The sequence below is a fragment of the Kutzneria buriramensis genome (assembly GCF_003387475.1).
In the GTDB taxonomy this organism is placed as follows: Bacteria; Actinomycetota; Actinomycetes; order Mycobacteriales; family Pseudonocardiaceae; genus Kutzneria; species Kutzneria buriramensis.
This window is the reverse complement of sequence record NZ_QUNO01000022.1, coordinates 147955-171117: the sequence shown is the minus strand read 5'-3', so window position 1 is coordinate 171117 and position 23163 is coordinate 147955. Positions and strand designations below refer to the sequence as shown.

Genomic DNA, 23163 nt, shown 5'->3' with positions numbered 1-23163 from the left:
CCAGAATGTCGCATCGCTGCCTGCACACCCGTTAGGGGAAGCGGGCGTTGACGCGATGAACGGGTTGCCTGTGAGCCTGGAGATGTCGTATGGCCTCACGAGGCGGCACCGGAACGTGCCGCCCGGATGCTCTCGCACAAGCCGGCCACCTCGGAACGGCGAAGGAACGGTCCCGCGGCATCGGCGATCGGCTGCAAACGGGCGAACGCACGCGGCGAGTTCAGCCTGCTGATCGCGCTGACGGCCGCTTCGCCCGTGGCGACGGCCGCGTCGATGTCGCCGGCGTAGAAGTGGGCGGCAGCGAGGGATGCCTGGTTGACCGCACGGCTGCGCGCGAACGGTTCTCCGTAGCCGTTCACAGCGTGATGTAGTTGATCGACGGCGCCGGCCGCGAAGCGGGGGTGGATCTGCGCGAGTAGAAACAACGCGTGCCCCTGCTGGGCGGCGATCTCGGCGTCGTTTACGTGCCAGGCCCACGACGGTGTGGTGGCGGGATCGGCGGCAGCGAGGGCATCCAGGGCCTCCCCCATCGCTCGCCGGCAGGGCTGGGCCTGCCCAAGTGCTGCCCGGCACCAGCCCAGGCTGACCAAGATGTAGCTCCGGGTGATCGCGCTGATGGGCTGCTCTCGGTCCGCCGCGGTGTTCTCGGCGAGCTGGACTAGGCGCAGCGCCTCCTTCGGCCGCTGCCGGTGCAGGGCCTGGTGGGCTGCATCCAGCAGCACGTCCACGGCGAGATCGGTGCTGCGTTCATGGCTGCGAGCCTGCCACGCGGTTTTCAGGGCGAACGCCCACGCGCGTCGAGCCGCAGCGTGCTCGTCGACGTCGTAGGACATCCAGCCGACCATCATCGCCAAGTCCGCTGTCGCCATCAGCAGCCGCGTGCGCACCGGATCGGCGCATCTGGCCTTCTCCAGCTGTCGGACCTGGTGCAGCTGTGCGATGGCGGCCGCCCGGCACACGCCGCCACCGGACGCGAAATCGGACCGTCGGAACCCGTCGGTGATCGCCTCGATCGCGGCAACATCGGCGTTGCCGATGTGCAGGCGCCGAACCGGTTCTGCGCGGACGGGCAGCATCGCGTCCAGCCTCTCCAGCTCCGGGTACAAGCGTGACCCTGTCGCCGCCGCGGTGACGATGGCGATGTAGTCGCTTCGTTCGGCCCAATCCTCGTCGGAGTCCACCGAGGCGGACTCCGACGACGGCTGGCTGCGGCCCAAGCTAATCAGCCCGGGCGGGACGTCCAAGCCCGCCGCCACCCGAGCGATCACCTCACCGAAGCGGAGATGGTGTTGGCCGCGTTCGACGTCGCTGACTCGGCCTGCGCTCAGACCGCACCGGATGCCCAGTTGCTGCTGCGTCTCCCCCGTCGTTGCCCGCACAGCGAGGAACAGCTGACCGAACTCGTGGCTGGCCAGCATCTCCCGGATTTGAGGGATATCGAAGAACCCGCGCGGCAGCGCCGGGTGGCTAACAGCCACTGCGCGGCGGCAAGGATCGCACATTTGTTCGCAGTTGGTGGATCTCAGCGAACAGCCACAGCGGCTGCATTGTCTGGCGGCGGCCAAGGTTTCCTCCGTCACCGGGTGTTCCAGTGCGGGGTCAGAGCGTAGCCCCGTGCGAAAAGGCGCTGTGCCGCAGGTCACTGGACGCCCATACGTGCAGGTAGTGATCCACTTTTCGGCAACTACCCAAGTCGGGTACCCGACTCGGGATTTGCGCGAGAGACGCGGCCCGCCACGGTTGGTGACCGCATGAATTCCTGGCTCGACCAGTGGTCTTGGAGGCCCTGATGAGCTCGACCGCCGTCGACATCGGCGAGAGCGCGACCGCAACAACGTCCTCGGAATGCGGGCGTTTCCGGCCCGCCGGAAATGCCGACGGCAAAGTCGTTCGAGGGATCCGCTACAACGGGACTAATCGCTCCCAGGTCTACGACTTCCTCGGCCTTTGCGCCGTAAATCGGCCCGAGGTCACCGGACTGGTTGTCTGGCAACCCGAGGGCCTCATCTCGGTGAAGCCGGGAACCTGGGTCCTGGGATCCGATGGGGGTGGGCCCCTACGTCTGCTCGACCAGACCGAATGCTCCGCTCGATTCGACCGCGTCGACTCAGCGGTCTCGCGATGGACGTCGTGCCAGAGCCGGCACTCGGCGACGACCACCGGACCGCCAACACTCTGAGCCCTCGCGATGGAACCGACCCGTCCTCGTCGGGAACTCATGCGCACACAAGGAAAGGAGGCGCATTCATGGACATCACCGTCCGGGCGGCCAGCCAGCGCTGACCGCTGCTCGACGCCACAACGAAGGCGATTCCGTTACACACCAACAATTCGCGATACGAGAGACGAGATCGTGCGAAGAATTATCGCGGCAGTCGTGCTCGCGGCCACGGCCCTCGTGGGCCTGGGCGGCGCCCCCGCGAACGCCACTCCCACGCCCGCCGACCGGCCAGCGGCAACCACGCAGGCAACGCCGAACATCGTCGGCGGCCGTCCAGTGGCCAACCCCGAGTCCTATCCGTGGTTGGGCAACTTCCAGCTTCTCTACCAGAGCAACCCGAATTTCCTCGACTGCACGGCGTTCGAGGACTCGCCCTACAACGTGATCACGGCCGCGCACTGCGTCACCTACGACGACGGCACGCCCGCCGACCCGGCCCGGTTCGGGATGCACGTCCGGATCGGCAGTAACGACTACACCCGGGGCGGTGTCGACACCAAGGTCACCAAGATCACGGTGTTCCCATCGGCCCCGAACGGCGGCTTCGGGTGGCTCACTCCGGACGCCTTCTACGAGATCGGCGATCTCGCCGTGCTCCAGACCGCCGACCAACTGCCGTACGAGCCGCTGGCCAACGGCGTGCACAACCTGCCCGTGGGCGCCTCGGTGCGCCAGATCGGCTGGGGCCGCACCGACCCGAGCAACCGCGGCGACGTGCCCCACATCGCGCACTACGTCGACACCACCATCGACCCGGCAGGCCCGTGCAATACCAACTCGGCGTTTCCGATGGGCGTCGACGAAGTGTGCGTGCACAACGCTGATGGGTTCCGGGGCGACTGCGGCGGGGATTCCGGCGGCCCGCTGATCCACGAGGTCGAGGGCGAATGGCAGGGCTACGGCGTCGTCTCGCGTTCGCCGGAGCTGCTGCCCGGCTGCGGCGGCGAGGACGACATCTACGCCTCGACCGTTTACTACCTGGGGTGGATCAAGGCGGTCGAACGCGGTGAGAATCCGGTGTCAGCGGAGCGATACCTGCCGCGACCGGTCGCACACCACGGGCCCGGCCCGCAGACCCTGACGCCGGCGGTCGCGCAGCAGCGCACCGCAGCCATCGAGCAGTGGAAGAAGAACTACGCCCTGGCCGGCTGACATAGGGCCAGGACCGCAACCGTCAGCTTCCCGAGCCCACCCGCGCGCACTCCTGAGGGGTGAGTGTGGCCGGGAGGAGTCGCTGACCTTCGGCGGGTGACCGGCGAAGGTCCGAGCCGGACCGTTCTGGTCTGTGGCCCGAACGGCATTTCACGGAGCGACTGGTGGTGCGGGTACGCCCTGGCCGGAAACGGCCAGGGTGTACCTCGGATGCCGTGGGTGTTGGCTCTCGTAGGAAAGCCAACACCCACGGTGGCGATGACATCTGCCGCCATTTGTACAACCGCCCTCGGCGGGACATCGAGAATGGAACCGGAGCTATAAGCATGAGGATTGTTTTGCGAGCCGTGGGTGCCGCGGTCGTGATGGGGGCGCTGACCGTGGCATGCGCCGGGGCGGCCGAGGCCGCGACGGTGGCGAACCGGCCCGACGCGGTCATCATCCTGCCGCTGGACAACACCCACCCGGCGCCCGCGGTCGTGCCCGCGTGCGTCCCGGTGAAGGACCGCTGCCCGACCGGCGCCACGAACTGACCTTCGGTTCGGTTGCGCAGCAGCCGTGAGTTGTGTTCGGCGGTCGGGGCCGCAGGGCACCACTCACGGCGCCACGGCGGCGGCCGCTCTCCATCGCGATCGCCGCCGTGAGTGCGGGTTCGGACTGGTCAAGAACTGGGCGTCTGAGACCGAAACTGGACAATATTTGGAAAGCCCCGTGTCCTTCCTAGATTGCCGGCATTGACGTCGGTCACCATTGCGCACGTCACGCACCCGCATGGTGCGTATCCCAACACTGGATTGCGGAAAGGATGCGGACCACGGTGTTCGGTCGCATGTCGTTCGACTCGGCGTCGGTGCGCGCCCAGGACGTCGCTCTGGTGCCCGATGAGGCCGCATGGGCGGCGGGATTCGCCACCACCACCGGCTACACCGAGAACGCGCTCGACGAGTTCGGCCAGAACGCGGTCCCGGACTGGCAGACCGGCAGCGGCCCGCGGTTGCACGCCTGGACCCGAGGCCTGGAGCGGATCTCCCTGGGGCGGTGGGTTGTACCGGGCGGGTGCGACGCCGAGACCGTCATCCCCCCGATGGGCCACCACGACATCTCCATCCCCACCAGCACAGCCCGTCGCCCCCGACAGGTCCCGCAGCGCCTCCAACAGCTGTTCGCCCACAGAGGATGGGCCCGTGACCAGCACGGTCGTTGCCTGCACCCGTTCTGGGAGCAGCTGATCCAGGACGCGCGCATCGGCCTGCATACTGGGCTGGGAAGCAACCGAAGCTGGGGCGAGGCCGTGGTCGCCAACGCGGTCGTGGTCGACCGCCGGGATCAGGTGCTGCTGATCCGCCACAGCAGTCCGCCGGACTCCGCGACGCGACTGGCGTTGCCCGGCGGCTACGCCCTCCCCGTTGACGAGGGTGTCGCGCCGGCGCGCTGGTGGGCCGGCCAGCGGCCGGTGACTCGTGCCGGGATCCTGCGCGCCGCCAGCCGGCATGTGGCAGCCGCAACAGGGCAGGTGGTGCCTGCCGACGCCGCCATGGCCATCACTGCGGCAGCCCGACCAGTGACTTGGTTGCAGACGACAGCCAACGCCTGGACGGTGGAGTTCACCGTGTTGATCCTGCTGCCTCGCGGGGTCGCGCTTCAGCCCCGGGACGGCGCCGGCGCGTGCGTGCGTTCGCTGGCCGACCTCGGCGATCGCGTCGGCCTGGTCGACCCTCGCCACCGTCGATCGCTGCTCGCTGCCGTGACTCGGATCGGGCCCGGTATCGCCAACTGCACTGCAGGCCAACGGTAGAGTTCGCACATGTGAGCGACGGAACAACACCTACCGCAGTGTCCTGGACGACGACGCCGGCGGTGACGTCGGTGACCGCGGAGCCGCTTGCTGTCCGCGACGGCCGATTGTTGCTCGGCCGGGGCACCGCGCCGGAGGTGACGATCGAGATGACGCCGACCTCGAGCACGGAGGGCGTGTCCGTCGCGGCCGCCTTCGAGGCCGTCGGGATGAGGCTGTCCCTGCCAGCCACCACGGAGGTGTCCGGCCAGGTCGTGACGGTCACGATCGAAATCAGCGGCGGTCTGGCCCCGGAGACGCCTACCGTGCTCCACCTAACCGGCGTGAGTCCCGCCGGCGAAGAGGTGTTCGCCATCAACGCGCCGGTCGTGTTGGCAGCACTCGAGAGCAGCATGGAGGCCGCCATGGCGGGAGCGGAGTCAGCAACTCCGGCGGAGCAGCAGTGACATCGGTCCAGACGCTGGCCGCCTGCGCCGCCGGCGACGTGACCTGGGAACGCGTTCGCGCCCTGGTCGATCTCGGACTGCCGGAGAGCATCACGCTGGAGTACAAGAGCGCCTACTCGCCGAGCCTGGTGAAGACCGTGGCCGCGATGGCCAACGCGTACGGCGGGCTCGTCCTGGTCGGTGTCGCCGACGCCAAGCAGGTCGCCAAAGACCCGAGCGCGGACCGCGTCGTCGGTGTGCCGGGCGAGACCACCACGAAGATCGCCGAAGGCTGCCGCCACGGCCTGGAACCGCCGTGGCAGCCCGAGATCGTCGAGGTTGCCGTGCCGGGCCGGCGCGACACCTACGTCCTGGTCGTGCGCGTGGACCCGGCACGTGCCCCACGGCCGCTTCTGCATGAGGGGAAGGTCCCGTTCCGGCTGCACGGCGCTAACGCCACCGCCGGCCGAGACCGGCTCATCCAGCTGTGCACGGAAACGACGGCGCCGATCGGGAGCGCGTGGTTGGCGCTGCCGCGCCCGCAACTGCCGGAAGGCGACGGGATGGCGCGCCCGGACTATGTGCTGCGTAGCGGCATGCATATCCCGGTCGACGCCGCGGAGGCCTGGCGGCATCTGTCCGAACGGGGCGTCGACGCCCTCGCCGCGGCCCTGGACGACTCGCCGTTGCAGCGGGCGTTGCTCGCGTGGTGCGCCGAGCTGGGCATCTCGGACTTCAGCTCCTTCCGACGCCGCGGCTTCAACCGCGCCCGGTATGCCCGCCTGGTTTGGCAGGCCGTGAGCGAGGACCAGGTGCCCATCGAGGTCGTAGCGGAGGCCAAGCTGCCTGGGGCCTCGGGCGTGCCGAACGACCACTTGCAGTTCACCCTCGACGTTATCCCCCGCGTGCAGAGCTACGTCGCCAGCCGAGCTGCGGCGCTGCTGCCCGCCGGCGGCAGCATGCCCGACGCCCTGCTGCAGGTTGACGGGCTCCACCACCTTCTGGACGCGCTGCTCGCGACGCTGACCACAGCGCCGATCATCAACGCCCTGGCCGGCCTGACCGGCATCGATCCTGTGCTGATACCGCAGCCGGCGAGCTTGGACCTCCACAGCGGGCGGCCAATCAACGAAGTCGTCAACATGGCCGGCCTGAACCCGATCGACGGCAGCGGCCGCTCGTTCGGGGCCAACCTGCGGGCCCAGCCGGTCCTGGATCTGCGCGACGGCGCCGACCGACACCGCCAGGTTGACGACTGGCTGGTCGAGATGGCTCTGGACGCAGGCGTGACCGGCATGGAGGCCCTACTCGACGACCTTCACCTGCGCCAGCGGAAGCAGATCGGCGGCCAGTAGACCGGACGTGCCGATATCAGCGCTGGCATCCGGCTCGTGGATCCGTCGCCGTCGCCGGCTGGCAGGGCGGACCTGTCCCGGAGATCCTGGGGGGATGGACACAGCGCAACAACTTGGCCCGCGCCACGAGATCGGCGCAGTGACCTGGAGGTCGGCGATTCTGCTGGGCATCGGTGACGACGACACGGTCGAAGCGGTGGCCGAGTCAGAGCACGACAGCGAGCAGGCTGCGCGGGCATGGGTCGAGGAGCACCTGCCGGACGCGTCGTTCCCCGAGTGGGTGGCCCGGCGTCAACACGGTACGGCCGGCGCGTTCTTGTTCGGGCAAGTCCAGCGCGGCTACTACAGCGGCGAGAACGACGACGACTGGGAACTCGACCACGACGCGTCCGGCTGGGACGCCGACCTCGTGGACGGCGTGATCCGCTGGCGTGCGGCCGCCTGACCCCGGCCTAGCCGTCCTTGGCGACGGCCGCTAGGCCCTGGGGCGTCCCGCCGTCGTCGAGACGAGACGGACGGCATGCGGCGGCCAGGGCGTCGGTGCGTTCGGTGTGGTGGACCGCTAGATCGTCGCCGTACCGCTTGAGTTGGTCGGCGAGGCCGGCCAACTCAAGGGCCTGAGGATCAGGGTGAGACAGGCGCAGCGCGGCCGCGACCGCGTCTCGGATCTCGTCCGCCGCGGTGGCCAGTTGGCGAGCGTGCGCGGCGAGTCGATCCCGGGAGATCCTTCGCGAGCCCGCCTCGGTGGCGTAGTCCAGCCGGGGTATGGCCTGCGGAACAACTGCGGCGATCTCGGCGGTGCGGGCGAGCAGCGCCTCCAGCTCATCCCAGCGGGCCTGCCGGGGCCAGCGGTCCAGGGCGACGGTGCTGCACGCGCCGCGAAGCAGCCCTCGGGACTGGCGAGTCAGTTCAGCGAGCAAGTCGATGGTCCGGAACCGATGGGTGCCGTGGGGCTCGTCGGCCAGGGTCGGGTCCACCACAAACACGGTCGCGGCAGCTCGGCAGTGCTCGGCCAGCTCGGCCAGGATCTCCCGCGCCCGCTGATGATCAGGGTCCTCGCCGGGGAACTGCGCGAGATCGCGATGGCAGCGCGCGATCTCCTCCAGCAGGAACTGGTGCTCCCGACAAGTCGCCCCGCTGGGCGCGTCGGGCGTCATGCCTGTTCCTCCGGCGGCGGGCTGACCGGCAGCACACCGCCCGGTCGGTGGCACCACCGTTCGGTGCCGGCATAGGGGTACCCGGGCTTCCCCCGGCCGGGGACGCCGTTGGCGCCGGCGTTGTTGATCGCCCATCCGTCCAGGGCCTCCGCCGCGTCGCGGGCGTCCCGCCAGACCCGAGCGAGCGGGGTGCCGCCGTAGAGGTCCACGCCGTGGGCCTCGGCGGTCGTCTCGGCTTCGCTGAGGTGCAGCAGCGCCGCCTTGGCGTGCCGGGCGATGCCGGTCGCGGCCGCGACCGGCATGGACACTGTCGCCGCGAGCCGGTCAACGTCCGCCGCGGCGGCGCGCCGGACCATGAGCTCGTGCCAGTGCCGCGCTTCGTCGGCGCGCCCCCACAGCTCCACGGTGCGCGGTTGGGTATTCAGCCAGGCGATCTGGTCGCCGAGCCAGTCGATCCACCGGTCCACCTCCTCAACGCCGGTGTCCCGCGCCGTGGTCGCTCGCTCGGCCTTCAACTGGGCCAGCAGCGCCTGCGCCTGCAACGCGCGCCCGCGGTCGTAGTCGTCGCCGGCCGGGTCGAGGCTCGCGTGTGCGAGCACCATCGCGACCCAGTGATCTCGTTCTCCTCGGGCGCTGGCCTTCGGTGCCTCGTCGGCGTCCGGACGGGCTGCGCGTCGGGACGTCATGAGCGATCCTCGCTGTCTTCCGGACCGGCAGGCAGGGGTTGGTCGCTGCCGGTGTCGTTGAAGGTCTGGACCCAGCAGCGCACGTCGTCGATTCGGTTGAGCAGCAACCATTGCACGTCGGGCTGCAGCGCTACCGGCACCGTGTGGCCGCCGTCGCGCAGCAGCGTCGCGAACTCTGGCAGCGACGGGACCTCGTCGGTGTCGCCGAGGACCTCGAGGCCCGCGCGCGCCCCGGTGACCAGGTCCCGGATGTCGGGCATCGCCAGGACGGCCGCCAGTTGCCCGGCCCGGTGGAACTCGGTGATCGCGGCGGCCAGCAGCTCGAGCCGGACATAGCCCCACTTCCGCTGGTGCTGCACCGCCGCGGGCACGCCGAACACGCCGAACACCTCGGCCAGCGTGGTGTGCAGAGCCTCGCGGGTCCGGACAGAAATGTCGACCTTGGCCAGCTGGGCCTGCACCAGCGTCCAGGCCAGGTGTCGCTCGCGCGGCGACTGCATCGCGGCGGCGAGCACGGCGGTGGCCACGAGAAGATCACGCGGCACTTCGCCATCCGGCCTGGGCTGCTTGGCCACGGCGGTCACGCGGTCCGGTTGCGCCGAGTCCTTGTCCTGGACGTGCTGTCCCGTGGCGCTCGGCGAGGCGGCGCCGGCGGCCAGGCCGTCGATCCAGCGGCGCACGGCGTCGAGCCTGTTACGCAGCAACCAGGCGACGTCCTGACGGATCGCTCCGGGAACCTGTTGGTCGGGCTGGTTGAGCAACGACTCCAGGCGCCTCTTCGTCGGCACCTCGCCGCCCTGGGCGTCGACGGCGGCCAGGCCGACCGGCAGCGCGTGGACCAGGTCGCGCAGAGCGGCGAGGGCCAGCATGGTGGGCAACTGCCCGGCCCGGTCGCAGGCGTCGATGGCGGCGGCCATCAGCTCCAGCCGGACGTAGCCCCACTTGCGGCTGTGCTGGGTCTGCGCGGGCACAGCGTCCGCGCCGAACGCGGCCGCCAGAGCGGCGTGCGCGGCTTCGCGGGTGGGGACGGTGATGTCGGCGCGGGCCAGGCAGTCCTGGATCTTCCGCCAGGGCACGTGGTGGTTCGACTCCGGAGGCAGCGTGGCGGCCAGCACGGCGCCGGCCACGACCAGTTCGGTCGGCGGGACCGTGTCCTGCGCTGCCGAACCGGTTTCGGGCTCGGAGCCGGGCTCAGCCAGTGCCAGGAGACGGTCCCGGACGAACCGCCGCCGGCGGACTGCCTCAGCTGCCAGGTGCCTTCCGGCGGCGGTGCCGGCCAGGCTGACCCGCAGGGCGTCGCCGGGCCGGTTGAACCGCGCGCTCAGCCAGCTGCGGGCGCAGGTGAGGCGATGGGTGAGCAGCCACACCAGGTCGGCGCGGGTCGCGTCGGAGATGCTCGGGTGGCTGGCCAGCCGCTGGTCGAGCTCCTCGGCTGTGTCGAGCTGCGCGGCCAGCTCGACGGCGGTCTCGAAGTGAACGTGCTGCACGATTTCGGCGGCCCCGGGCAGGATCGCGCGCAGGTCGCCGACCTGGTCGTGCCAGTCCAACGCCGCGGCCATCAACTCCCGGCGCGGGTAACCGGGGACACCGTCGACGTGGACCAGGGCGGGCGCGGCGAACCCGTCGAGCGTGGCGGACAGGACCCGGTCCAGTTCATCAGCGTCGGGCACGTCGAACCCGTCGTACTCCAGGGCGGCCAGCAGCGCGGCCGCGGGCACGTGCGCAGCCTCGACTTCGTCCACGGCGGCCAGAGCCGCGTAGGCGACCGCCGTGGACAGCGTCAGCTCGGGCGCATCGGCCCCGGCCGGCGGAGGCGCCGCCATCGGCGCGGTGAGAGCCGGGGAGGCAGCGGGAGCGTGATCGAGCCCGCGGTGCGGGGCCGGGGTGTAGACGACCGGGGCCGGGACCTCCGATGTGGGCGCGGGTGCGGCCGGAGCCGTGCCTGGGTGGCCGGCCAGCCAGCGGCGGGCCAGGTCCACGTGGTCGTTGACCAGCCAGGCCGCCGCCACGCGGACCTGCGCGGCCAGGCCGGGCACGCGTTCGTCGATCAGCTCGGCCACTTCGCCCGGCCCGTACATGGCCCCGGGCTCGTCCACGATGGACACCGCGGCGCGCAGCGCGGTGATCAGCGAGACCAGGTCGGGCGACAGCGGCGCGGGGGGCAGCGCGCCGGCGTGGTCGAGGACGCACAGGGCCGTGATCACCGCGTCGACACGGTCGTAGCCGCGGGCGTCGATGTCCGCGGTGAACGCGGCCAGGTCCTGCGCGCCCACGGCGTTGGCCAGTAGTTGCCGCGCCTGGCGGTCTGATATCCCGCCGGGGAGGCCGGCCTCGCGCAGCGCGTCGCGAACCTCGCTCCAGTGCAGGCGTTCCGGCATCGGGGACGGCTTGGCGGCCACGGCCAACAGCGTCGAGGCCACCGCCACGGCCTCCGGCTGCGCGAGCGCGGCTGTGTCCTGCCTGGGGCTGTCGGGCTCGGCCGCCACGAGGCCGGCGGCGGTGAGCCAGCGGTGGACGTCGTCGAGGTTCTCGTGCAGCAACCAGCAGGCGTCCAGGATGACAGCGGGCGTGACGGTGTGGCCGGCGTGGTCGAGGATCTCGGCCAGCCGCTGCGGGTCCGACACGGCGCCGATGTCGTCCACAGCGGACAGTCCCTCGCGCAGGGCCGTGAACAGCTCGCGGATGCCGGGTGTGGGTGGCTCGCCGCGCAACGCGTCGGCGTCGGCGAGCACCCGCAGCGCGCCGGCCAGCACGGTGAGCCGGTTGTAGCCGAGGACCCCGTCCACCTCGGTCGCGCCGCGCGGGCCGCGCTCGTCGAGGATCTGGCCCAGCACCTCCTGGGCGTCCCGGTTCGTCATGCGGCGGGTGACGCCGGCTCCGGTGAGGCTGTCGCGGATGGTGCGCCAGGGCAGATGGGGCTGGCTTGCGGGAGCGCCGGCGGCGGCGAGCGCGGCGGTGGCCATCGCGATCCGGTCGGCGGGCTCCAGCGGCGTGAGGGCGGTCAGGCCGAGGTCGGCGTAGCCCAGGATCGGGTGCGGCATCAGGGCGTGCACGGGGTGGTCGGCCGGCAGGTCGCGGGCCAGCAGCACGGCGGCGCCGGTGGTCTGGGCCAGGGCGAGGGTGAGCTGCTCGTCCATGCGCAGCCGGGGCGCGTGCTGGGTCGCGGCGTGCACCGGGGAGGAGAACTGGGCGGCCAGCGGCGGCTTGCGCCGCATGCCCAGCAGGTCCAGCTCGTCGTGCAGGTGGGCGAGCAGCGCGTGGGTGTCGGCGTCCCGGGCGTCGGGTGCGACCGCGGTTGTCACGGCGGCCTCGATCAGTCCGACCGCGGCCTCCGACACCGACCAGAAGCCGCCTCGGCCGCTGGTGAGCGCGGCCACGAGCGCGACGGCGTCGGTGTCGGTCAGGGTGCGGTCGTCGAGCAGGTGCAGCACCACCACGCCGTCGACGACCAGCGCCGCGGTGCTGGTCGGGGGGTGCAGGAGGAGCCTGTCGCGGGCGAGGGCGCGTCCGGGGATGCTCGGCTCGCCGGTCATGGTGTCCAGGACCGCGGTCAGGGGCCGGCGCACGGCGCGGGCTATCGTCGCGCGCAGCGCCAGGACGGTGGTGGCCAGGGACTCGAGGGTGATCGTGCCGTCGGGGTGCAGGCGGGTGATGACCGTCCCGCCGGCGTCGGCGATGCCGAGCCGTCGGCGGGCGGCGCTGGGCAGGTTGAGCTTGCCTCGGGCGTCGCAGTGCGTCGCCACCGCCACCGAGGCCGCAGTCGAGTCTGCCGGCGTGGACGACGACGCGTCGTAGAGAGAATCCGCGGTCACCTGAGCAGTCTCCCCGTCAGCAGCAAGACGACGCAAGGCAGCTCACGCCGTTCCACCCACTTGCGTCGGAAGCAATCTCTCCGCCGAAGCACATCACCACGGCTATCTACACGGGCCGTCGGGAAGCACCACTACGGGGCACAATGAACTCCGGCGCAGATCTGATTTACGGGGGACGCGGAGCGTGACGTCAATGTCACTGTGGGACACCCGTATCTTACTGCGAGTAGGGAACGGCAAGAGAATCTTCTCGCTCGTTACTCGCGAGTAACTACCGCTCGACGTCGCGGGTGGCAGAAACCTGGCAGGTTTCGTCACCGTCGACGTTTCGTCACGCGTGACACCTTGGAGTGGAACACGTGTTACACGCTGGACAGGTGCATGCGTTGGTGGCACCGTTGTTCCATGCGAGTGCAGCTGTGTCCGCCGGAGGGCGACCCGACCGCCCTGATCCCGCTCGACTACCTCCCCGGCCCCGTCCGGGCCGACGGCGGCAAACCGCGCTGGGCCGGCTGGCGGCCCTGCGTCGTGCTGTCGCTGGGCGACGGGGAGCTGACCGCCGAGCCCGCGCCGGCCAGCTGGCGCTCCGCGGCGCCGATCGTCGACGCCGACGAGATCCGCTGGCCGCTCCCCCGCCCGCTGACCACCACCGCGGCCGCCGCCCTGCTCCCCGAGCTGGTCGAGCACGCCCAGGCCATCCTCGACGACACCACCGTCGAGGCCGAGGAGCCCCACCGCCTCACGTGCGCCGTCGGCGACCTCGGCCGCACGCACGCGCCCCTGATCGAGCAGCACATCGCCCTCCGCAGCCAGGAACTGCCCGCCTGCCAGACGATGCCCGTCCAGCAGTGGATCGAGACCGAGATCGACAGCGACGACGCGCTGCACCCGGCTTGGTGGCGCATCGACGCCGCCGACACCGACGACGACCTCGTCCGGCAGGCCCGCATGATCCTGGCCGGGCTGGCCGACCGCCGTCCCGACCCGCCGCTGTTCCCGGTCGGGCTGCTGGCCCACATGCAAGCCATCCGCGAGCACCTCCGCGACGCCAAGCGCGCCGAGCTGCGCCGCTACGGCGACGAACTGCGCGCGCTGCAGGACCGCATGGCCTGGCTCACCGAGCAGATCCTGCCCCCGCTCGTGCACGAGATCCACGACTTCGGCGACGACAAGACCGACAGCAACCGCAAGCTGGCCGAGGCCGCCGGCGTCTCCCACACCGAGATCGGACGCTGGCTCAACAACCCCCTGGGCGTCAGCCGCACCCGCGCCGCCGAGGGCAAGACCAGCGCCGCGGTGATGCTCGGCGACCTGGCCCACGTCCTGGAGCGGCCGGACGAGATGTTCGACGCGACCCCGGGCACCGACCTCGCCGCCGTGCTCCGCAAGCACGCTGCCACCTTCGACACCGTGCTGATCGACCCCCCGCCCGCCGACGTGCCCGGCACGGTGCTGCCGTTCACGGCGGATCGCCAGCCCCAAGCCACGTCGCGGTTCGTCGACGCCTCGGGCGAGGTCGCCGGCTCCGGCGTGCCGGCCTCCAGGACGAACGACCTCGGACAGCTGGCGCGGATGCTGCGGGAGAAGTTCGGCGACATCGTGACCGTCGACACGGAGCCTCCGACCAGCGCCGGCTGGCCTGCCCGGCCCCCTCGGCCAGAAACGTCACGGTGACGAAGCGGATGCGTCCACCGAGGACTAGCGGCACGCGGGGATCGCGATCGCGCCGTGCGCTTACCGAGGAGAAACAGCGGGAGCTGACCGACCCGCTCACGCGGACCAGGACGAACTGGCTAGAACCCCGTGCACCTGAATGGAGAACCATGATGAGCGATCAGTCGGTATTGCCGGCCGGCGGCGACGCCCGCTCCCGGTCCGAACTCATCGCCGCCGTGCCCACCATCCGCCAGCTGATCAAGCAACTGGACGCCGCGATCAAGCCCGCGGTCGTGGCCGAGTGCGAAGCGCCCGAGGCACAGGCCATCTGCCAAGCGATCGCCGCGATCAAGTGGATGGCCGACGCCGTGGACGCGCCCGACCGCGCCGCGCGGATCGAGCGGCTCACCGAGGTCGGCAACCGGGCCGACTACGTCACCCGCGCTGCCCAGCAGCGGCTGGCTGAGTTGCAGAGCATGGCCGAGCTGGCCGCCGACGAACTGCACCGCCGCGTCATCGGCCTGGACACCACGGCGATCATCGATCGCGCCCAGTTGGACGTCGGGCTGCCCGGCGGTGCCACCGCCACGATCACCGTGGCGGTGGCGGCCGATGGGCGGGTCGCATGGGAAGCCCCCACGATGGACCTCGACGCGGTCGACGGATCCACGCAGCTCGCCGTGACCACGGCACTGACCCAGCTCGGCGAGACTCTGACGAAGGTCCTGCCGGACTCGGCTTTCACCGAGCAGTAGCCCGGCGAGCCGGCTGGGGCGCAACTCCCCCACCACGTCCACATAGGAGTGTCAGGGGTCGCCGCTACCGTGAGCGCATGACCGAGCAGCCGGGCGAACAACGCGACGGCGGCTGGCGCCCTGATCCCCTGGCCGCGCCCGCGAGCAACCTCCGGAGCTGGATCGTCGGAGATCCGAGGCTGCGGCGGCCGCGGGAGTCCGACGTGACCCGCTGGCTGGCCGACCACCTCGACTGCCTCGCTCCGCACCTGGGCGTGCGACACCTGGAGGTCATCGGCCGGGAAGTGGTGATCGGTGAACGCTGGTCGACGCCGGGCCGGTATGGCATCGAGCAGACGGTCGGCGGCCTGCGCCTGGATCTCGCCGCCCGCGACGAGCACGGCCGACTCGTCATCGTCGAAGTCCAATTCGGGCCGGCCGACCACAAGCACGTCGGCCAGCTGATCACGTACGCGGTCACCGCCGACGCCGCGCTCGCGGTGTGGGTCGTCGCCGACTCCGATCCGGTGTTCTGCGGCGATCACCTGGCCACGTTGGCGCGCCTCAATACAGCTTGCACCGGCCGCCCGGAGTTCCGCGTTGTGGGGCTCACCCTGGAATCGCACGGGACCCTCGTTCCCGGCGCCGACGTGCCGTGGGTGCCGACGCTGCGCGGCGTCGATCCCGGCACGCAGCGGTACACCGACTGTTCGACCGCCGGCCCGGTGTTGCTGTGACGCCTGGCGGCGGCCAGCAGCGCGGTCAGGGAATCAGAGCGTCGAGTCGCAGACGGGGAGCTGGTCAGGATCCCCGTAGTACTCGCCGACCCGACGCGACGTCCGCTGCGTCCAACTGTCCCTGGGCGATCAATGACTACGACGCGGCGATGGTCGCTACGCTGGGTCACTGTGGCAGGTGATGTGGACAGCGAGCTTCCGCCGCGCCGGGCCGGTGAGATCTGGACCGACGGCGAACACGAGCAACTCGTCGAGTGGCTGCGCGACGGTGTGGCGTTGGACGAGATCGCCGACCGGCTGGGCCGGGGCATCAGCGCGGTCGAAAGTCGCTGCCACCGGCTGCTTCCTCCGGACGTGCAGTGTCGGCGCAGCGAGGCCGACCTGCTGCTGCGTCAGTTCCTCGCCGAGGACCCCGACTTCGACTGGCGTGCCGGCCTGCGGGCCGCGGCCGAGCGTGAGGGTGGCTTCTACTGGGATCCCTCGCTTGACGCTCTGGTCCGCCACGGCTGGGACACCCAGCAGCCGTTGGCCGAGTTGGTCGCCGCTACCGGAGCCTCCGAACTCGAAGTGGCCCGCCGGTGCCTGCACCTGGGCCTGGCCCCGACCGTGATCACCGTGGCGCAGCGGTTGGGTTGTGCACCCGATGGCACGCTCGCGGTCCGGGTCCTCATGGCCGAGGACCGGGCGGCCGCCGCGGTGTGGGTGCTGGTCGTCGACGGCGCACGCACCACCTCACGTGCCAAGGGGCTGGACGCTCCTGACGGGCCCAAGGCATACCGGCACGTGTCGATCCACGCCACCGCTGAGGACGCCGACGACACCCTGCACGACCTGCTCGACCGCCACAACGAGCATGGTGGGGACCCCGAGGAGGTCTCGGTCACCCTTGCGCAGCGGGCCGTGGGCGACCTGGTGGGCGGCACGACCACCCACGGCCGCCCACTGATTCCCTCATAGCTCCTGACCAGGGGTTTCAGGAGCTCATTGCCCCGTTCTCCCGTACCCCGGAACCGCCCCTTACCGGTGGGCTCACTCCGGCATCTCGGACAGTTCGACGCTGTGTCCCTCGGCCAAAGCCTCCGTGGGATCCGCCCAGCCGTCCTTGGCCGCCGTGATGCCGTGCTCGCGCAGATGCCCCAGCATCGCGGCGGCTGTGTTGTAACGCAGGGGGTAGCCGCTGTCCATGATCTCGCTGCCCGCGAAATCCAGTGTCGTCACGCCACGTTCGACCAGCACCAGTGCGGTGCCGTCCTCGATCTCGATGTCGTAGAGGAGTCGGCGGGCCTTGTCCTGCAACGATTCCAGGCCGAGCAGGCGGCGGGCTGCCGGCTCGGACATCACATCCCGAACCTCAGCCACCAGCGTAATCGGGTCGACACCGCGGTCTTTGGCTGCCAGCACTGCGTTCTTGAAGGTGCGCCGTGCCGCGAGCATGGCGGCTTTCGCGGCGCGGACTGCTGCCAGCGGGTCCTGGTCCCCAGACGCCGTGGTCGGTTCGGTGTCGCTGGTGTCCTGCTGGGGTGGGTGCCATCCGGTCTTCTCGCACAGGTCAGCCAGGGTGATGGCGTGGTCGCGCCACGCGATCACGTCGTCGAAGTGCTTGGCGACCTGGGACACCGAGACGGTCACGCCGGCGTCGGTCAGCATGCTGTGGATTCGTCGCGCGGCCTGCTGCTGCCGCGTGGTCAGCTCGTTCCACGTGTAGGTCATGGGCACGTATGGGCTCCCTGGAGTGGACGCGTTGCGGCGCGTGGGTGATGCGGGAGCCCTGATAGGGCCGATGAATGGACGGCGTAGCGACCTGCCCGTCGTTGGGCAGTGTAGCCGAAGAGTCCCGGCGCAGAGCAGCCGGCCGGGGCCCATCCTCTCCCGGCATCATCTCGAGCTGTAGTCCGCGATGGAGGGCAACCAGCCCGCCCGGCTCGTACGTGACGCTCGACCACGGGCCGCCGACGGCACGGTACGAACTCACGGTCGGAGGCGGCTTCGGCGGCGGTCGGGATCGGCCAGCGAGGTAACACCGTTCACGCAGGAGCCGAAGTACCAGGGACAGCGGTGTCCACAATGGAGGGGGAGGCCATGGCCCGCACACCCACTCTCGCGCCCCGCGTGCTGTACGTGGCGATCCCGGTGATCGTGACCATCCTCTTCGTCGCGGCGCTGGGATCGATCTTCCTCGCCTACGGACGCCACGAATCCGTGCTGCTCACGGTCTTCGTGGTCGAGGCGACGCTCGCGACCGTCGCCGGCGGCATCTGGACCTGGCTGAGCTGGTGCTGGGGCCACAGCGCGACCCGGGCGATGGCCGCCCGCTACCGGCAACTGCGCGAGCTGGTCGATGAGGCCGGCGACCAGTCCCACCTGGACGCTGCGGGCGTGACGCTGCTGATCCACCACGACTACAGCAGCGACGACGGCGGCGACTGCGACGTCCTCGTGCGCGTGCCGGCTCACCTGCCCGACGAGCTGGAGTTGGTAACGCGGCTTCCCGCCGGGGCTCAGGCCGGCGAGTTGTTCGTGCTGCACTCCTACCGTCAGGTCGTGCGCCACCGGTTCGCGCCGGTGCTGGTCACGGGCGATCGGGTGGTCGTCGACCGTGGCCAGCGGCGACGCCGAGAACCGGGCCTGCGAGCCTTTCTCGCTCGCGCGCGGGCGGCCCGCGCCGGCGCTGGCGCTGGCGTCGCCTCCCTCGAGCAGCTCGACGAACTGCTGCTCCAGCTGCGCGCCGCGCTGGACAAGACGGGACTGGCCGACGTGATTCCGCTGCGCCGGCGGGGCTAGCCGCGATCAACGTCGGCCTACGCCCGGGCCCTCGCCCAGCCGCACGTGCGGTCACACTGGCCCGGCTGCACGGTCCCACAAGCGGTCCGGGTCGTCGGTCTCCGGCAGCCACACGCGGGTGATCTGCGACGGCACGATCCCGAAGCGGCGGTCCGAGTCGGCTTCGGCGGCGGTGGGGACCAGCCGCTCCCGGGCCACGCTGTCCCCGGCGAGCAGGTGCCAGACCCCGGTCAGGGCGGCGAGCGCACCACGCGTCTCCGGGCCCGCTTGGTTGGCGTCGTGCAGGTATTCCCCGCCCCAGCCGCCAGGGGCCGGCCGGGCCCGGATCGTTTCGGTGGCGTGGATGTAGTGCAGCAGGCCCAGGTGCCCGACCGACGTCGTCCACAGGTCGGGTTCCGGGTCTTGCTCACGAGTCCAGGCGACGTAGGAGCGCATGTCGGCCCACCAGGTGATCCACCAACCGCCGCCGACGGCAGGCCCCCAGTGCGCAGCGACGAGCTGCATGCCGTCGGAGGTGTAGCCCAGGCCCGACGGGCACAGCACCAGCCCGTACGGTGTCGGCGCCCGAAACGAGTCGCCGATGCCCCGAGTGCGCAGGTTCGCGCCGACCTGGATGGCCAACTCTCCCACTGGAGGCTCGAGATAGGTCAGCCGCGCCCGGGCCACGCGTTCGGCCTCGGCGCTGGCCAGCCAGTCCCCGAACGCAGGAGTGGCATCCGAGCTGCAGATGCCGGCGGAGATGGCCTCGGACGGCACGAAGTAGGGCCTGGCGCCCAGGGCGATCTCGGTGCGAAACAGCTCACCGGCGACTTCGGTCAGGAATCGTTTCGCGAGCTGCCGGGTGAGGTGCAGCTTGTCCGCGCTCCACGAGAAGCCCTCGTCCAGGACCCAGTTGGTGGTCACGACGACGGTTGTACCGCACCGGTTTGCGCGCAGCATCTGGCCAAGCAGACGCCCGGGACGGTGACCGCGACCACGGCGAAGGCGGCCCGGCAGGGCCGCTGCTCTGCGCAGTGTGTCCACCCACGGGGCTGCACCGGGGCGCTCGAGCTCACGCGATGCCGGCGTCGATGAGCTGGGGCCAGATCTGGGCCTGGTCGGTGACCTGGACGCCGAGCTTTTCGGCCTTGGCCAGCTTGCTCGCGCCGACCTCGGCGCCGGTGATGAGCAGGTCGGTGTTGGCCGACACCGACGAGGCGATGGTCGCGCCGGCCTTCTCGCACAGCCGCTGGAACGCCGGGCGCGGCACCTTCTCGCCGGAGCGCGGGTCGTTGATCGCCCCGGTGACCACGACGGTCTTGCCGGCCAGCGGCGCGCCGGCGGCCACCACCGGCGGCAGGTCCTCTTCGCGGACGTCGAGGGAGACGCCGCGCTCCCGCAGCCGCTTGAGCTCCGGACGCAGCCGGGTCAGGTGCTCGGTGAGCGAGGCGGCCACCCGGGGGCCGATGTCCTCCACGGCGACCAGGCGCTCTTCGCCGGCGTCGGCGACCTCCTCCAGGGTCCGGAAACCGGCGCGGCACAGCCGGCTGGCGGTGCCCTCGGAGGCCATGGGGATGGCCAGGCCGATCAGGGCCCGGCGCAGGCCGACGTTCCGGCTGGCGGCGATGGACTCGATCATGCGGGCGGCCGAGGTCTCGCCGATGCGGTCGAACTCCAGCAGCCGCTCCTTGGTCAGGGTGTAGAAGTCCGGCGGGTTGTCCAGGTCGCCGGACTCGGCCAGCCGCTCGATCCACACCGGACCGACGGCCTCGATGTCGGCGGCCGCGCGGGAGGCCCAGTGGATCAGCCGACGGGTGGTCTGCGCCGGGCAGGAAGCGTTGGTGCAGAACAGTTCCCGGCTGTTGCCCTGCTCGGTCAGCGGCTGCTGGCAGGACGGGCAGGTGGTGGGCGGCACGATCTCCCGCTCCGCGCCGGTGCGCTTGGACTCGTCCAGCACGCCGGCCACGAACGGGATCACGTCGCCGGCCCGGCGGACCAGCACCGTGTCCCCGATGCGGATGCCGCGGGCGCGGATGACCTCCTGGTTGGCCAGGGTCGCCCGGGTGACGGTGGTGCCGCCGACGAACACCGGCTCCAGATGGGCCACCGGGGCGATCTTGCCGGTCTTGCCCACGTCCCACACCACGTCCAGCAGCACCGTGGTCTTCTCCTCGGCGGCGAACTTGAACGCCAGCGCCCCTCGTGGCGAGTTCGAGCGTGTGCCGGCGGCGGCATACGCCTCCCGGTCGGCCAGCCGCAGCACCGCGCCGTCGAGGTCGTAGTCGCGCTCGTTGCGGCTGCGCTCGATCTCGGTGATCGCCGCCTGCGCCTGCTCGGCGTCCGCGCAGACCTGCATGTCGGCGGCTTCCAGGCCGAGCGCCCGCAGCGCCTGGCCCAGGTCGGCGGCGGCCTCAGCCGAGGTGTCCAGGTCGAACCCGAAGAACTGCAACCGCCGCTCGGACACCGTTGCCGGGTCCTTGGCCCGCAGCGTGCCGGCGGCGGCGTTGCGCGGGTTGATCAGCGGCTTGTCCGGGTGGGCGGCGTTGTAGGCGGCGAAGATGGAGCGCAGCATCACCGCCTCGCCGCGCACCTCGACCCGGCCCGGGGCGTCGATGCGCTCCGGCACGCCGTCGACCAGCGCCCGGACCAGTGCCGTGACGTCGTCGCCGGTTGTGCCGTCGCCGCGGGTGACCGCCCGCACCAGCCGGCCGTCCTCGTAGACCACGGCCACCGACAGCCCGTCCAGCTTGGGCATCACCGCCACCGGCTGGCCGGGGAACCGGTCGAAGAACGCCGCCACCTGCTCGGGCTTGGTCGCCTTCTCCAGCGACAGCATCGGCCGCGAGTGCCGGACCGGCGCGTGCAGCACCGACGGGGCGCCCACCTGCTCCAGCGGGTTCGGGTCCGGCGTCAGCCCCGGGTTCGCCTCGATCAGGGCCCGTAGCTCGTCCTCGATCGCGTCGTACTCGGCGTCGGCCACCAGCGGCGAGCCCCGGTAGTAGGCGTCGCGCAGCGCCACGACCTGGTCGGCGAGTTCCTGGATACGTTCCCCGGCGTTCACGGTGGTCAAGCTACCGACACCCACCGACAACCTGGTGGGGCACGGTGACCATGCTGCCGCGGGCCGCCGCCACGTCCGCACGGCCCGGGCAGCCGTGACGGGCATCAGGGGTTCTCCTGCGATGGGTCTTCGACCGGCGGCAGCCCGGCCTCGTTGGCGCGAGCGCCGGGCAGGTCACGGCGAGGGTGGTCGGCGGGCTTCTCGTTGCCGGAGTCGCGCTCGCGGTCGGCCGAGCCGTTGATCGCCCGGACGATCCCGGCGACCGCCCACAACACGGCCGGCACGCCGACCAGTATCCAGGGGCTGATGGTGATGAACACGAACACGATCACGACAAGCAGCAACGCGGCGACGGCCGATATGACGACATTTCGCGAGTCTTTGGTCATGACACATGGAATACACGGTGAAATCGCGCGACAGAAACGTTAAGCATGACCTCGGAGAGTGTTACGTAAAGCGTGATTCCCTGGCGCAGGTCGTGAACCGTTGACCGTCAATCCGGCACGTAAAGCGTGAAGCGTGAACCGCCTAGACGTCACGACAGGCTGAGCACCGTCCGGAGAATTCGGTACAGGTCAGCGAAACGATCTTGTGCATAATTCTTGCCTGCTTTGCCTTGCGGGCAGTGAAACCAAGGGTTGTCGCGGACCAGCTCCTCGACCAGTTTGCGTACGACCCTTGCTCCGCTAGCGCGAAAGTTTTCGGCCGCCTTCTTCTGCTCTTCGGCGGTGCTGTTCGGATCAGGGAGAGGTGTCTCCTCGGGGCGGAACAAGAGCAGATCCAGGCGGTTCATGTCGAGGCCCAGGATGGGACGGTGCAGTGTCGGCTTCTTGGGATCGTGGTCGAGCTCGTCGCGCCGGTTGTCCACGCCGGTCTTGATGACGCGGGCCTTCGGGATGTCGCTGATCCCCCAGGCCCGGAGGACCCGCCAGTTGTCCGAAAGGGCCGCCGCGACCTCGTCGTTCCTCACGATCTGGGCCATGCCGGGCTGGAAGATCCTGAAGACGTCGCCGGTGAACGGGACGCCCTCACTGAAGGGGTGGCGGTCGCAGGCATCCTTGATCAAGTCCGTCACGGCAGGGTCCGCCAGCGCGTCTTCGGGATACACAACCTGCAGGACTCCGACCTCATGCCAGCAGGTCGACCTCGGGAAGAACCCCTCCGCGGCCGGCAAGTTCCTGTTGCGGAAGTCCTCGGCGAGCGTGCGGTAGTCCTTCCATCTGGGGTCCTGGCCGCGGGGCGGCGGCGCGGACGGCAGCACCAGCACCAATCCGGTGTACCTCTTGATCGAGATCGTCAACGCCTCGTCCAGGGTGTGCAGCCTGGCACGGACGCAGCGCACGGCGCACGTCTGCTCAATGGTCACCGCGACCTCTTCCGAGGCCGTCCCTGGGCCGTAGACCACGAGCCAGGGCATGGCCGGCCCACCAGCCGCGCTGAGCCACCCGCATTCGTGCGGGGGATGGGTGAAACCCGTGTCATCGCTGCCGTCGCACGGGTCGCTGCCTGAGCTGGTGGGGTCCGACTCATCGGTCACGCTCGCGATTATGGCCGAGGCGCCGCACGCGCACTTCCAGGGTTGCGTGAACCGTCCGGGCCATGCGTGATT

General features: G+C 70.7%; 20 protein-coding genes. 11 read left to right on the top strand and 9 right to left on the bottom strand.

The genetic code is table 11. The features are described 5' to 3' along the window. Positions 1-95: 95 nt before the first annotated feature. Positions 96-1418, bottom strand: coding sequence for a helix-turn-helix domain-containing protein (locus BCF44_RS46420; protein WP_170218123.1), 1323 nt, complete (start codon positions 1416-1418; stop codon positions 96-98). 959 nt (positions 1419-2377) lie between these two features. On the opposite strand from BCF44_RS46420, the gene BCF44_RS46415 reads away from it, so the two are divergent. From BCF44_RS46415 to BCF44_RS46390, 6 genes are all read left to right on the top strand, one after another. Further along, positions 2378-3373, top strand: coding sequence for a S1 family peptidase (locus tag BCF44_RS46415; RefSeq protein WP_170218122.1), 996 nt, complete (start codon positions 2378-2380; stop codon positions 3371-3373). 347 nt (positions 3374-3720) lie between these two features. Beyond that, positions 3721-3906, top strand: coding sequence for a hypothetical protein (locus BCF44_RS46410; RefSeq protein WP_116180954.1), 186 nt, complete (start codon positions 3721-3723; stop codon positions 3904-3906). A 296-nt stretch (positions 3907-4202) separates the two neighbouring features. After that, positions 4203-5168 (top strand): NUDIX hydrolase, encoded by a 966-nt coding sequence (locus BCF44_RS46405; protein ID WP_147328918.1) that lies wholly within the window; start codon positions 4203-4205, stop codon positions 5166-5168. A gap of 11 nt (positions 5169-5179) precedes the next feature. Beyond that, the gene (locus BCF44_RS46400; RefSeq protein ID WP_147328917.1) at positions 5180-5614 is read left to right on the top strand and encodes a hypothetical protein; all 435 of its coding nucleotides are present in this window, start codon (positions 5180-5182) and stop codon (positions 5612-5614) included. Beyond that, a complete protein-coding gene (locus BCF44_RS46395) occupies positions 5611-6948 on the top strand; it encodes an AlbA family DNA-binding domain-containing protein (RefSeq protein WP_116180951.1) in 1338 nt (445 codons plus the stop codon). The genes BCF44_RS46400 and BCF44_RS46395 overlap by 4 nt, the downstream gene beginning before the upstream one ends. Before the next feature lie 94 nt (positions 6949-7042). Beyond that, on the top strand, positions 7043-7393 hold the full coding sequence (locus BCF44_RS46390) for a hypothetical protein (RefSeq protein WP_147328916.1): 351 nt from the start codon (positions 7043-7045) through the stop codon (positions 7391-7393). A 7-nt stretch (positions 7394-7400) separates the two neighbouring features. Here BCF44_RS46390 and BCF44_RS46385 read toward each other — a convergent pair whose 3' ends face one another. Genes BCF44_RS46385 through BCF44_RS46375 form a run of 3 tightly spaced genes read right to left on the bottom strand, consistent with a single transcriptional unit; the run spans position 7401 to position 12603 of the window. Beyond that, positions 7401-8105 (bottom strand): hypothetical protein, encoded by a 705-nt coding sequence (locus tag BCF44_RS46385; RefSeq protein WP_116180949.1) that lies wholly within the window; start codon positions 8103-8105, stop codon positions 7401-7403. Next, entirely contained in the window at positions 8102-8791 is a 690-nt protein-coding gene (locus BCF44_RS46380; RefSeq protein WP_147328915.1) for a hypothetical protein, read from the bottom strand. Before BCF44_RS46380 ends, BCF44_RS46385 begins: the two co-directional genes overlap by 4 nt. Continuing rightward, positions 8788-12603: a hypothetical protein gene (locus tag BCF44_RS46375; RefSeq protein ID WP_116180947.1), complete on the bottom strand. Its 3816-nt coding sequence runs from the start codon at positions 12601-12603 to the stop codon at positions 8788-8790. The genes BCF44_RS46380 and BCF44_RS46375 overlap by 4 nt, the downstream gene beginning before the upstream one ends. A 405-nt stretch (positions 12604-13008) precedes the next feature. Between BCF44_RS46375 and BCF44_RS46370 the strand changes: the two genes are divergently transcribed. The 4 genes from BCF44_RS46370 to BCF44_RS46355 all read left to right on the top strand — a co-directional run bounded on the left by BCF44_RS46370 (position 13009) and on the right by BCF44_RS46355 (position 16687). Further along, positions 13009-14277: a hypothetical protein gene (locus BCF44_RS46370; RefSeq protein WP_116180946.1), complete on the top strand. Its 1269-nt coding sequence runs from the start codon at positions 13009-13011 to the stop codon at positions 14275-14277. A 152-nt stretch (positions 14278-14429) separates the two neighbouring features. Continuing rightward, entirely contained in the window at positions 14430-15014 is a 585-nt protein-coding gene (locus BCF44_RS46365) for a hypothetical protein (RefSeq protein ID WP_147328914.1), read from the top strand. 77 nt (positions 15015-15091) lie between these two features. Then, positions 15092-15730: a PDDEXK family nuclease gene (locus tag BCF44_RS46360; protein WP_116180944.1), complete on the top strand. Its 639-nt coding sequence runs from the start codon at positions 15092-15094 to the stop codon at positions 15728-15730. Between the two features lie 171 nt (positions 15731-15901). Next, positions 15902-16687 carry a hypothetical protein gene (locus BCF44_RS46355; RefSeq protein ID WP_147328913.1) on the top strand — a complete coding sequence of 262 codons (786 nt, stop codon included), beginning with the start codon at positions 15902-15904 and terminating at the stop codon, positions 16685-16687. Positions 16688-16759: 72 nt separating this feature from the next. Here BCF44_RS46355 and BCF44_RS46350 read toward each other — a convergent pair whose 3' ends face one another. Further along, a complete protein-coding gene (locus BCF44_RS46350) occupies positions 16760-17377 on the bottom strand; it encodes a hypothetical protein (RefSeq protein WP_147328912.1) in 618 nt (205 codons plus the stop codon). A 432-nt stretch (positions 17378-17809) separates the two neighbouring features. Between BCF44_RS46350 and BCF44_RS46345 the strand changes: the two genes are divergently transcribed. Continuing rightward, on the top strand, positions 17810-18511 hold the full coding sequence (locus tag BCF44_RS46345) for a hypothetical protein (RefSeq protein ID WP_147328911.1): 702 nt from the start codon (positions 17810-17812) through the stop codon (positions 18509-18511). Positions 18512-18562: 51 nt separating this feature from the next. On the opposite strand, the gene BCF44_RS46340 is transcribed toward BCF44_RS46345, so the two are convergent. From BCF44_RS46340 to BCF44_RS46325, 4 genes are all read right to left on the bottom strand, one after another. Further along, positions 18563-19414 (bottom strand): hypothetical protein, encoded by an 852-nt coding sequence (locus BCF44_RS46340; RefSeq protein WP_147328910.1) that lies wholly within the window; start codon positions 19412-19414, stop codon positions 18563-18565. Positions 19415-19562: 148 nt separating this feature from the next. After that, the gene (gene ligA, locus BCF44_RS46335; protein WP_116181006.1) at positions 19563-21551 is read right to left on the bottom strand and encodes an NAD-dependent DNA ligase LigA; all 1989 of its coding nucleotides are present in this window, start codon (positions 21549-21551) and stop codon (positions 19563-19565) included. Positions 21552-21655: 104 nt separating this feature from the next. Next, entirely contained in the window at positions 21656-21940 is a 285-nt protein-coding gene (locus BCF44_RS46330; RefSeq protein ID WP_116180939.1) for a hypothetical protein, read from the bottom strand. A 149-nt stretch (positions 21941-22089) separates the two neighbouring features. Beyond that, complete coding sequence (locus BCF44_RS46325; RefSeq protein ID WP_147328909.1) at positions 22090-23091, bottom strand: hypothetical protein; 1002 nt, start codon at positions 23089-23091, stop codon at positions 22090-22092. Positions 23092-23163 lie beyond the last annotated feature (72 nt).